General features: G+C 63.4%; 10 protein-coding genes. All 10 read right to left on the bottom strand.

Features of this window, described 5'->3' with window-relative positions; all coding sequences use genetic code 11:
* Window positions 1-108: 108 nt before the first annotated feature.
* Window positions 109-2424: a rhamnan synthesis F family protein gene (locus AC3AYF_RS06970; protein ID WP_487779550.1), complete on the bottom strand. Its 2316-nt coding sequence runs from the start codon at window positions 2422-2424 to the stop codon at window positions 109-111.
* Window positions 2425-2442: 18 nt separating this feature from the next.
* A complete protein-coding gene (locus AC3AYF_RS06965; RefSeq protein ID WP_295037993.1) occupies window positions 2443-3489 on the bottom strand; it encodes a hypothetical protein in 1047 nt (348 codons plus the stop codon).
* Between the two features lie 751 nt (window positions 3490-4240).
* A complete protein-coding gene (locus tag AC3AYF_RS06960; protein ID WP_295037995.1) occupies window positions 4241-5590 on the bottom strand; it encodes a UDP-glucose dehydrogenase family protein in 1350 nt (449 codons plus the stop codon).
* Window positions 5591-5712: 122 nt separating this feature from the next.
* On the bottom strand, window positions 5713-6258 hold the full coding sequence (gene rfbC, locus AC3AYF_RS06955) for a dTDP-4-dehydrorhamnose 3,5-epimerase (protein WP_295037997.1): 546 nt from the start codon (window positions 6256-6258) through the stop codon (window positions 5713-5715).
* Between the two features lie 39 nt (window positions 6259-6297).
* Entirely contained in the window at window positions 6298-7227 is a 930-nt protein-coding gene (rfbA, locus tag AC3AYF_RS06950) for a glucose-1-phosphate thymidylyltransferase RfbA (RefSeq protein WP_295037999.1), read from the bottom strand.
* A gap of 117 nt (window positions 7228-7344) precedes the next feature.
* Window positions 7345-8232, bottom strand: a complete 888-nt coding sequence (rfbD, locus tag AC3AYF_RS06945; RefSeq protein ID WP_295038001.1) for a dTDP-4-dehydrorhamnose reductase — start codon at window positions 8230-8232, stop codon at window positions 7345-7347.
* On the bottom strand, window positions 8229-9302 hold the full coding sequence (rfbB, locus tag AC3AYF_RS06940; RefSeq protein ID WP_295038009.1) for a dTDP-glucose 4,6-dehydratase: 1074 nt from the start codon (window positions 9300-9302) through the stop codon (window positions 8229-8231). Before rfbB ends, rfbD begins: the two co-directional genes overlap by 4 nt.
* Window positions 9303-9485: 183 nt before the next feature.
* Entirely contained in the window at window positions 9486-10601 is a 1116-nt protein-coding gene (locus tag AC3AYF_RS06935; protein WP_295038002.1) for a KpsE/RkpR family capsule polysaccharide export protein, read from the bottom strand.
* Complete coding sequence (locus AC3AYF_RS06930) at window positions 10598-11536, bottom strand: ABC transporter ATP-binding protein (protein WP_487779549.1); 939 nt, start codon at window positions 11534-11536, stop codon at window positions 10598-10600. The genes AC3AYF_RS06935 and AC3AYF_RS06930 overlap by 4 nt, the downstream gene beginning before the upstream one ends.
* Window positions 11537-11566: 30 nt before the next feature.
* Window positions 11567-12077, bottom strand: a 511-nt coding sequence (locus AC3AYF_RS06925) for an ABC transporter permease (RefSeq protein WP_295038007.1), incomplete at its 5' end; no start/stop codon positions are given.

The following is a 12077-nucleotide window of genomic DNA, read 5'->3' as shown; positions in this document are numbered from 1 at the left end:
TAGTGCCGATGCCTCCTCCGACCGGAACCCGAAACGACTTCGGCCATCCCGGTTCGGCGGCAGGCATCGCCACCGCCGCAGGAGACACCGCTCCCGCGACGAGTCCCGTCACTCCCCGATGAAGGGATTTCTCCCCACCTCGTTGATCAGCCGTCCCCACTTGAGGATCTCCATCTCGTCCAGCCCGTCCGCGCCGTGCAGTACCGCCGGGAATCCCAGCGCGGCCCACTTGTCCATGGGATGCAGGATATGGAAGGTCGTCAGCCCGAGATCCCCCGGCCCCTGTGCGTCGGCGACCACGTTGTCGCCGATATGCAGGTGGCGATCGATGCCCTCGTCGGCCAGGTCCTGTTTCACCTTGACCCACATCGAGCCGTTGTCCTTGCGCGCCTGCTCCTCGCTGGAGACCATCAGGCGATACGCCGCGGCCACGCCGGCCTTGCGCAGCATCAGGCCCACCTGCTCGCGGTTGTAATAGCTGTCGGAGATCACCCACAGGATGTGCCCCTGGGCGGCGAGGTGATTGAACAGCTCGACCATCTCGTCCTTGGGCTGGATCATCTCCAGATCGAGTTCGTACTCGAGCTCCATCCACTCCCGGGCGACGTCGGCAGAGACGTCCAGTTGATCGGCCAGCTCGTCGTAGACCGCTTCGATACGAACGTCGCCCTTGAAGTTGGCGCGCTGGCGCAGCGTCGACTCGGCCTCGTTGCGCAGCTTGACGAAGGCCGGCGCGGACGGCACCAGCCCCTGTTCGGCCAGCATCTTGCCCAGCTTCAGCTTGGCGTAGTCCGGCACCGTGTACTCGCGACGCACGAGCGTGTCGAAGACATCGAAACTGATGCAGGCGTGGGCCTGGATACTGGCGATGTGCTGCTCCAGGCGACCGTGGTAGCTCGCGGTGATGTAGCCGTTGTCGGTGGTGAACTGGCCGGTGGGCGGATAGAAGTACAGCTGCCGGAAGCCGTGGTGCTCGGCCAGCGGCCCCAGCACACGCTCGAGGGCGTGCAGCATCGAGTTGTCGTTGGGCAGCGGCTCCTCGGGAAAATCCTCGTAGCGCCAGGATCGATCCAGAACGCCCTTCATCGCCTCCGGACGGGACCAGAACATCCCGCCGGCGGGATAGCTCAGGAACTCGGGGATGTGTCCAAGGCCGAGCGTCTGCTGCCACTCCCGCATGAAGCCCTTGTTCATGGTCTGGTGATTGACCCAGGACGGCATCATCCAGAACGTGGTCGGATAGTAGAGCCCCAGGGAACCGTCGGCGGCGAACGCGTTCAGCAGCCGGGTGATCACGGAGGTGTCGCGCAGCAGGTACTCGATCAGATACTCCGCCCACTGCGTCTGCTCCTTGCCGGAGTAGAGCGACTTCTTCGAATGCAGGTGGCAGAAGAGGTCGTACTCCTGCAGGTCCTGGCCATACTCCACCAGTACCGGGCCGAAGTTCCGGCCGCGGTTGGGCACGATGCGCGTCTCCAGCTTGTTGACCCGCGCATGCTCACCGAAGAGCTGGCGGGCCCGCGTCTCGAAACTGGCGTCCGCCAGCGTGAGGTAGACGTCCACGGTCACCGGGAAGCGTTCGATGGCCTTGGCGAAACGATCCAGGAAATCGATGTAGAAGACGTGCAGGCAGAGCGCGACCTTCAGCTTGCCGGCCGCCGGGGAGAGCGTCTTGCGGGGCGCAACGATCTCTCGGGGAAACCACCGCACCGTGGCGGGCACGTGTCGCCTTCCTTCGCTCCGCCCATGCAACAGGTAGTGTTGCAGCGGACTCTGCTGGGCGTGAAAGACGTCGATGTACATCCGGAGGTAGGTTTCGCTGTCGAACTTCGGCGATGGGTTCACCGGCGCGAAACGCGACTTGCGAACGTAGTCGTCGAACGCCTCCCGCTGCGTCGAGAAGCGCAGACCGTAAGTGGCCTGGTACCACTTGGGGTCGAACAGGCCGCTGTTCACCGCGTCCATGAAGGCTTGACTCATCATGGCGGCATGACCACCGCCCTCGCGCGCGGTGTTGCCCAGCGGGAGATCGACCACCTCGGGTTCTACGGGTTCCGGCTCTGGACTCGCGCCTGCATCGACCACCTCGGGTTCGGCGGACTCCGGCGCTGGACGCGGGTCCAGGTCGACCGGCGACACGGGAGGGGCCACTGCCTTCGAGAGCTCTTCCCCGGGCGCGGAGAGATCGTCGTTGACCGCGCCCCCCTCAGTGACGATGAAGGTCTCCGTCACCGTCACCAGGTTCTTGTCGTCGAGAACCGGCTCCTTGCGCGGCTGGTCCTCGACACCGCTCTCGGGTACTACGATATTGTCGTCCATCCCCACCACTTCCTCCGCCGCCAGACGCCGTTTGCGCGCCTGACTCGCGAACTGGGTCTGAAATAGCCACGGTAGCAGCGATATCATCTTTCCCGTCGGTTTCATGTGGCCCCCGCCTCTGATTTATATTGCGAACATTTGCATCGGATTGACGATGCCATTGCCGGTAATGTCGTCGTCGACACTGAAAAGGTGCCAGACATCGTGGGGAATACAGTTGGGTCGGGTCGCGAAGACTTCGTACAGCGCCTGGACATCCGACTTCGTGTAATTCACACCGTGGCGCCGGCACATCACGACGTGGTCGATCGCGCCATCGAAGACCGTCTTGAGGTCCTGGAAATGGCGCTGCGTCGCGGCCTGCCTGCCGTAGAAATACTCGAACTCCCGATTGCTCTTCTGCCGGATGTCGACCATCTGGCCATGTGGCGCGGTCAGCAGACATTCGAACAACAGCGATCGATCGAGCATGATGCAGCCGTTACGCCACCCCACGCCTTCATGGAAAACGCCTTTCAAAAGCGCATGATGCCGGCTGACTTCGGCGTCGCCCGGCTTGGTGGCAATGAAGTAGAGCCCGGTGGTGTCGCGTTCCAGGATATGGGTCAGAATTTTCTGGATCGTTCCGGAATACCCCAGGTCCAGCATCAGGGGCCGCTTTTCCGGATCCATCAATCCCGATCTCTCCAGATAGGCGATCAACGCCTTCCGGGTCGGAGAGACCACCGTCTTCAACGCTTTCAGATGCGGAGACAACCACTGGAAGACCAGCTCCTTGTCCTTGGGAAGCTCGCAGTTGAAGCGAAGCAGCTCGAACGGCAACGCCGCGAATATCTCATGCAGTTGAAGACCGAACCGCTTGCGCATCAGATCCAGGACACTACCCGTGAAATCGTTGCCCAGCGCCATCGGCGTGATCGTTTCCGACCCCAGCATGGCGCGAAAGAGCAGCGTCCGGGAGACCCTCAGGTAGACGGGGTCGTTGGCGAGCGCTATCGAGGATTCGCGCTGCAGCCGGGTCAGCAGGCGATGGAAGCACCACCCCTCCCGCGCCAGGCAGACTGGCAGGTGGCCATCGGCCTCGGCTTCTATGGACTCGGCGTAGACGTGCAGCGCGGGACCCAGAAAGGTCGCCCCGAATTCATATAACGCTCGGCTCTTGGCTTGCATGATGATGCCTCGTCTCGCATTTGATTTGTCACGATGAATGACGCTCGTTGTTCTTCGTCTCGGTCATCCGACACCGCAGGCCTTTTCATGATCTCGGCATGTCTGGCGATGACGCGATTATTTGAAATTCGATAGCTTCTCGTCGCCAGGTAGTACCGTCAAAAAGTCATGCCTGGAGGCAAGGCCCCAGAGAATACGGAACCCTCTTTTGCAACCATTTATTGTCGATGACATATCTTATTGTAAACGACATGCCTTATTGAAAAGGACACGCTTTATTGCAAATGACATATCGTCGCCATATGACGACGGAACAACGTCAAGAAGACAAGCACAAGTTATTTTCGCGATCTTGCAGTGCCTTGTCGTCCGGCAACCGCCGTTAAGACTTTAGTCAGGGTAATCTCGACCCGGCTTTCGGTGAAGATGATTTTACTCATCGATATTCACCATCCCTCGACCCATGAATCCGTCGCCTCGAGGAAAAGATGAAAAGTCTAACCACCCAGGTATTAGGGAAATGCTGAATAAATCGCCGAAGGCGATAAAGAGCAGTTAGAGACACTAAATAAAAACACCCTAATTGAGAAATCTTCATCAAACTGAAAACTCAATGGGCTTTTCCGGCAACAGGATTTCACGAGATTTCGGAAACGAGGACCTGGGATTTGCGCGAAAAGTCGGCGAGCGATGACCGCCCGCCTGCCATATCCACCCGCCATCGGCCGGCCAGATCCGGCCGAGCGCGGTGTCAGGCCGTCGCCTTGGCCTGGCTGTTCTTGCCACGTCCCACGGCGTAGTAGTCGATCCCCGCCGCCGCCATCGTCTCCGGGTCGAACAGGTTGCGGCCATCGATGACCACCGGCGTGGCCAGCTGGCCGCGAATCCACTCGCCATCCAGCGTGCGGAACTCTTTCCACTCCGTGCAGATCACCAGCGCATCGGCTCGCTTGACCGCCTGGATACGGTCGGCCACCAGCACCAGGTCGTCCCGCTCGCCGTAGATACGCCGGCACTCCTTCATCGCCTCGGGATCGTACGCCTGCACCGTCGCACCGTGCGCCCACAAGGTTTCCATCAGCTCCCGGCTCGGCGCATCGCGCATGTCGTCGGTCTCGGGCTTGAACGCCAGCCCCCACACCGCGATCGTCTTGCCTTCCAGCTCGCCGCCCAGGGCGTACGAGAGCTTCTCGAACAGCGTCGACTTCTGGCGCTTGTTGACCGCCTCGACCGCCTTGAGCAGCTCGGCCTCGTAGCCGACCTTGCTGGCGGTTCGGACCAGCGCCTGGACGTCCTTCGGAAAACAGGAGCCGCCGTAGCCGCAGCCCGGGTAGATGAAGTGATAGCCGATACGCGGGTCGGAGCCGATGCCCCGCCGGACGTCCTCGATGTCCGCGCCGAGACGCTCCGCCAGGTTGGCCATCTCGTTCATGAAGCTGATCTTGGTCGCCAGCATCGCGTTGGCCGCGTATTTGGTCAGCTCGGCCGCACGCACGCTCATCAGCATCAGCTTCTCGCGGTTGCGGTTGTAGGGGGCGTAGCACTCCCGCATCAGGTCGCTCACCCGGTCCGAGTCGGTACCGACGACGATCCGCGCGCCCCGCGTGAAGTCCTCCAGTGCCGACCCCTCCTTGAGGAACTCGGGGTTGGAGCAGACATCGAACGCCAGCTCGACGGCACGTTCCTGAAGTATGCCGGCGATACGATCGCGCACCTTGTCGGCCGTACCGACCGGCACCGTCGACTTGTCGACGACGACCTTGTAGCCGTTCATGTACTGGCCGATGGTGGAAGCGACCGCCAGCACGTACTGCAGGTCGGCGCTGCCGTCCTCGTCGGGCGGGGTGCCGACGGCGATGAACTGCAGGACCCCATGCTCGACCGCCATTCCCGCATCCGTGGTGAAGCGCAGGCGCTGCCCCTCCACGTTGCGCAGGACCATCGACTCCAGGCCCGGTTCATAGATCGGGATCTCCCCCTGGACCAGGCGTTCGATGCGGCTCTGGTCGATATCGACACAGACCACGTCGTGGCCCACATCCGCCAGACAAGCGCCGGTCACCAGGCCGACATAGCCGGTGCCGAAAACGGTGATTTTCATACGAGCAATCCCCATCAATGATCGGAGCCGCCACCTGTGGCAGCTCGGTTGAGTCCCAATAGCCTCGGCGCCCTATCCCGCCACCCGCTGTATGGGCAAGCGCAGTACTTTTCGGACATGGCCTAGGCGAAGGTGGCCGCGTCGGCCAGCAGGCTACCCGCCTCGTCCTTTGCCGATGTCACCGGTCTTCCGCCCACCAGGGGCCACTCGATGGCCAGCTGCGGATCGTTCCAGTGCAGGCTGTGCTCGTCCCCCGGCGCGTAGTAGTCCGTGCACTTGTACTGGAACTCGGCAACCTCGCTGGTGACATAGAAGCCGTGGGCGAAACCCGGCGGGACCCATAGCATCCGTCGGTTCTCCTCGCTCAGCAGCGCGCCGACCCAGCGGCCGAAGGTGGGCGAGCTGCGGCGCAGGTCCACCGCCACGTCGTACACCTCGCCCCGCGTGACCCGGACGAGCTTCCCCTGGGGCTGCTGCAGTTGATAGTGGAGGCCGCGCAGGATGCCCTGGCCGGACTTGCTGTGGTTGTCCTGCACGAAGCGATGGTCGCCGCAGTGCTCGACGAATTCGCTGTGTCGAAAGGTCTCGAGGAAGAACCCCCGCTCGTCGCCGAATACCTTCGGCGTCATCAGCACGACGTCGGGGATGGCCAGTTTTTCGTAGTTCATGTCGTCCGTCTCTCCGGCTGCAATGAGGGTCTTCGGGGGTCACCGGTTGCCACGGACGCCGGCCACGGCAGCCTCGCCGACCGCCGCGCCGCGCTGGGCATCCTCGAGACGCTTCAACAGATACTGGCCATAGCCGGTCTTCTTCAAGGCGCTACCGCGCTCGGCCAGCGTCGCATCGTCGATCCAGCCCTGGTTCCAGGCGATCTCCTCCAGACAGGCGACCTTGAGCCCCTGGCGATGTTCGATCGTCTGCACGTACTGCCCGGCTTCCAGCAGACTGTCGTGGGTGCCGGTGTCCAGCCAGGCGAAGCCCCGGCCCAGGCGCTCGACGCGCAGGTCGCCCCGCTCCAGATAGGCGTTGTTGATACTTGTGATCTCCAGCTCGCCGCGCTCGGAGGGCTTGACCTGATGGGCGATCTCCACCACGTCGTTGTCGTAGAAATAGAGACCGGTGACCGCGTAGGGCGACTTCGGCTTGATCGGTTTCTCCTCGATCGACAGCGCCTTGCCGGAGGCGTCGAACTCCACCACGCCGAAGCGCTCCGGATCCTTGACCAGATAGCCGAAGACCGTTGCGCCCTTCTGCATGTCCGAGGCGCGCATCAACTGCTCGGAGAAGTGCTGTCCATGGAAGACGTTGTCCCCCAGTACCAGGCAGACCGAATCGTCGCCGATGAACGACTCGCCGATCAGGAACGCCTGGGCCAGTCCATCCGGCGACGGCTGCTCGGCGTACTCGAAGCGCAGACCGAACTGCTCGCCATCCCCCAGCAGATAACGGTACTGCGGCAGATCGGACGGCGTCGAGATGATCAGGATCTCGCGAATCCCGGCCAGCATCAGCACCGAAATCGGGTAGTAGATCATCGGCTTGTCGTACACCGGCAGCAGCTGCTTGGAGATGCCCTGGGTGATCGGATGCAGCCGGGTGCCGGAACCGCCGGCCAGGATGATGCCTTTACGTGCCATGTGAAGCTCCTTTTCGATGCCAAGATCGAGTCAGACATTCAGGATAACGGTATAAAAGCGGCCTTTCCCCGCGGCTCGCTTCTACGAGAAGGCGCATCCGCGCCGTGAGCAGTCGTGCTATGCCGCCTCGAGCAGCTCCGCCAGCGTCAGCCGCAGCTGGGATTCCCAATCCGGCAGCGTGACGCCGAGCGCATGCTCGACTTTCTCCAGCGAGAGGCGTGAATTGAGCGGACGGCGGGCGGGCGTGGGATAGTCCGCGGTCGGGATCGACGCCACCCCGTCCGGCCCCACCCGCAGCGACGCCCCGAGCGCGGACGCGTGTCGGAATATCGCCTGGGCGAAACCGTGCCAGCTGGTCTCGCCACGCGGCGCAAGGTGGTAGACACCGGGAGCCAGGCGCCCCTCGACTTGCCGTTTCACGGCCAGCAGGGTCACGTCGGCAATCAGCCGGGCCGGCGTCGGCGCACCGATCTGGTCGCCGACGACGCTCAGGGCGTCGCGCTCCCGGGCCAGGCGCAGCATGGTCTTCATGAAATTGTTGCCGCGAGCGCTATAGACCCAACTGGTACGGAAGATCAGCGCATCCGCACCACTGCCCAGCACCGCCTCGTCGCCGGCCAGCTTGCTCTCTCCGTAGGCCGAGAGCGGGCCGGTCTCGCTGGACTCCCGCCAGGCGGTGTCGCCGCCGCCGGGATAGACGTAGTCCGAGGAGTAGTGAACGAGCCTCGCCGAGCGCGCGGCGCAGTACTCGGCCAGCTGGGCCGGCAGCTCGGCGTTGAGCCGGAACGCTTCCCCACGCGCCGTCTCCGCGGCGTCGACCGCGGTCCAGGCAGCGGCATTGGCGATCAGGTCCGGTCGGCTCTCGTCGAGCAGGCGGGCGACGGCATCGGCATCCAGCAGATCGAGGGATCGGCGCCCCGGCGCGACGCACTCGCCAAGCGGCGACAGCGCGCGCTGCAACTCGAAGCCGACCTGGCCGTTGCCGCCCAGAATCAGCGTATTCATGCGGTCGCTCCCAGTCGCTCGCCCTGATAGCTGCCGTTCTGGACCCGACGCCACCAGGTGTCGTTGTCGAGAAACCACTGCACGGTCTTGCGCATGCCGCTCTCGAAGGTCTCGCGGGGGGTCCAGCCCAGTTCCCGCTGGATCTTGGAAGCGTCGATGGCATAGCGCTGGTCGTGTCCCGGCCGGTCGACCACGAAGGTGATCAGGTCACGATAGCGGGCGACTCCCTCCGGCTTGCTGGGGGCGAGCTCCTCGAGCAGCTCGCAGATCGTCTCGACGACCTGGATGTTCTGCTTCTCGTTGTGGCCGCCGATGTTGTAGGTTTCGCCGATCGCCCCTTCGCTGGCGACCTGCACCAGCGCCCGCGCGTGATCCTCGACGAACAGCCAGTCCCTGATCTGCCGGCCGTCGCCGTAGACCGGCAGCGGCTGCCCCGCCAGCGCATTGAGGATCGTCAGCGGGATCAGCTTCTCCGGGAAGTGGAACGGCCCGTAGTTGTTGGAGCAGTTGGTCACCACCGTCGGCAGGCCGAAGGTCCGGTGCCAGGCACGGACCAGGTGATCGGAGCTGGCCTTGCTGGCCGAATAGGGCGAGCTCGGCGCATAGGGCGTGGTCTCGGTGAACAGCTCGTCCACGCCGTGCAGGTCGCCATAGACCTCGTCGGTGGAGATATGATGGAACCGGAACGCCGCGGCCCTGGCCGGATCGCTCTCCTGCAGCCCTTTCCAGTAGCCCCGCGCCGCCTCCAGCAGCACGTAGGTCCCCACGATGTTGGTCTCGATGAAGTCGGCCGGCCCGTCGATGGAGCGATCCACGTGGCTCTCCGCCGCCAGGTGCATCACCACGTCCGGCCGGTATTCGTTGAAGATCCGGGCCATGGCCGCGCTGTCGCAGATGTCGGCGAGGCGAAACTCGTAGCGTTCGTCGCTGTCGACCCGTGCCAGCGACTCCGGGTTGCCGGCATAGGTCAGCTTGTCGATGTTGATGACGCGATGCGGCGTGTGCTCGATCAGTTCGCGCACCACTGCCGAGCCGATGAAACCGGCGCCACCCGTTACCAGAAATGTCATGCTCATGGTGATTCCCCTCTCGAGCCTATTGCGCCCTGCCTGACGAATGCCGGTGCATCGCCGGTCGATGGTTCAGGCAGCGCTGGTGGGATCGGTCGTGCGATCCATGGTTGGTCGTTGTCTTTCCTTGGGCGGCGCTGGCCGGGGTCGCGGCGACAGCCGGCCCCGGCCACGCCGGTCCGGTCAGTCGCGGTGATCCTTCACGATCAGGATCAGCATGTTGAGGATCAACGTGATGAACAGCGCGATGACCGCGAACACCACCGAGTTGTAGAGGCGCTCGGGCTGTTCGGGGTATTCCGGCATCGTCGGCGTCTGGAGCACGGAGACCTGCTTCAGCTTGCGCGCCGCCTCGATCCGCGTGTTCTCGAGCGCGCCCAGCGCCCCGGAGTAGCTGTCCTGGGCGAACTGCGCCCGCAGCATCAGGGTCTGGTACTCCGAGGAGATGCTGTTGAGCGCGTTGCCGGACTGCCTGGCCAGTCGAGCCTGCTCCTGGGTGATCTGATCGGTCAGCGCCTTGATCTCGCTGTTGATGCGCACGATCTCCGGCGAACGCACGCTCTGGTAGCTGGCCAGTGCGCTCTTGCGCGCCTTGGCGATGGCGAGCTGGCCTTCCAGGCCGGACACCACCGAACTGAGGCTCTCCACCGTGCCCGTCGGCGAGACCAGCCCGTTAGCGTTCTGGTAGTCGAGCAGCGCATCCCGCGTCTGCTGGAACTTCTCTTCCAGCAACGTCACCTGCTGCTCGAGAAAGCGCACCTGCTCCTCGGCCAGGCGCTGGCCCATCAGGTTCATGTGCCGCTCGCCCTCGTCCAGCAGCAGCTGCGCGATCTTGTTGGCTTCCTCGGGGGTGAAGGCTTCGACATCGACCCGCAGCACGCCGGCGTAGTCGTCCAGCTCCACCGAGATCCGCGACAGGAAGTAGTCGTGCAGCTCCTCCAGCGGTGCGTTCTCGTCGCCCAGCGCGCTAAAGACATCGGCACCTGAGTTGGCGTAGTGATTGCGGAAATCCGCCTCCTCGATGAGCAGCTTCAACATGTCCACCGAGCGCATGTAGTCGCGCAGCAGCAGCATGTCCGCGAGATTGCTGGTGGCGCCGCCGCTCAGCAGCGAACTCACGCTCAGGGTCGGCGCCGCGAGCTGCGGGCTCTCGAGCACCACGTTGGCGTGGGAGACATAGCGATCGGTCGCCCACAGTGCCCAGTAGAGCGATACCACCACGATCGCGACCAGGCAGACGATCCAGTGAAGCGACTTGCGCAAGCGGGACTTCTTGTTGATAGACGATGAGTTGTTCATGGCCGACCTGTCTTTTTCGTAGTCTTTGTCGTTCGTTTACGAGGCTTGGCTTTCGCCTGCGACTGGAACTGCTGAACGTAACGGCGCGCCTCGTGCATCCGCTCGCGGGACTCCTCCATGCGCCAGCGCAGCGCATCGTCGGGGTTGTTGCGGGCGGGGTCGTCACTGGCTATCTGGTATTCGAGGCGAACCTGCTCGAACTCGAGATTCGCCTGCATCAACTGCTGCTTCGCTTCGGAGAGCGAGGTGGGGATCTTGGGTGGCTCGACCTTCCTGCCATCGGTCGCCTGGTGGTAGGCGCCGATGGCTTCCTCGATATCGTAGTACCACCGCGCCTGGCCCTTCTCCAGCACGATGCCGGCCTCGCAGAACTCGCGCAGGACACCCTCGCCGTGGGAGACCATGATCAGGCTGGCCTTGCCGACTCGCGCCTTGAACGCCTCCTTGGCCTTGGCCTTGAAAGCGCGATCGCCAACGGCGGTCGCCTCGTCGGACAGATAGACATCGAAGTCGAATGCCAGCGACAGGCCGAACGCCAGCCGCGAGCGCATCCCCGACGAGTAGGTCTTGACCGGTTCGTCGAAGGCGTCGCCGATCTCGGCGAAGGCCTCGACCTCCCGCACCACCCGTTCGATCTCCTCCTCGGCGCCATGGATCCGGGCCACGAACTTGACGTTCTGGCGACCGGTCATGGAGCCCTGGAAGCCACCCGCCAGGCCGATCGGCCAGGAGACGCGGCTGTTGCGGACGATGTCGCCGCGATCCGGCGAATCCATGCCCCCGATCAGCCTCAGCAGGGTGGACTTCCCGGCACCGTTGCGACCCAGCAGGCCGACACTGACCCCGGTGGGAATGGTCAGGTTGATGTCCTTGAGCACCCACTGGCTGCCATGGTGGTTGTGGTAGCGCTTGTAGAGATTGCGAATCTCGATCATGGGGTCCGTCCTCTCACGGTGTCTGAAAAATCAGTGCGCTTTCAGTTGATCGCGAAAGCGCGTGTGAAGGATCAGCCCCAGCGAGATCAGCGCCAGCGCCCAGAACCACAGGTAGGTCATGTCGATGCCGTCGATCGTGTGGTAGCCACTGAAGAAGTTCATCCGCATGCTCTCCAGGCCGTGCACGATCGGGTTCATCAGCAGGTATTCCCGGTACTGGTGCGGCACGTAGAGCACCGGGAAGATGACGCCAGAGAGCAGCAGCAGCGGCAGGTTGAGGATCCGGGCCACCTTGCCGATCTCCGGCACCAGATCGGCGAGCACCGATAGCGTCAGGCCGGTCCCCCAGCCCAGCGCCCACAGCGACATCCAGTCCATCATCGCGCCGAACGGGTAATCCGGCATCAGCTCGAACTTGAGCAGGCTGCCTATCGTGATGAACAGGATGAAGATCAGCGACTTGAGCATGCCTTCGAGAAAGCAGCGCACCAGCACCGGGTCCACCGGCTTGACCTGGCGGTAGGCGAACAGGCCGCGATTG

The sequence above is a fragment of the Salinicola sp. genome, from assembly GCF_982684285.1.
This window is presented reverse-complemented; position numbering and strand designations above follow the sequence as displayed.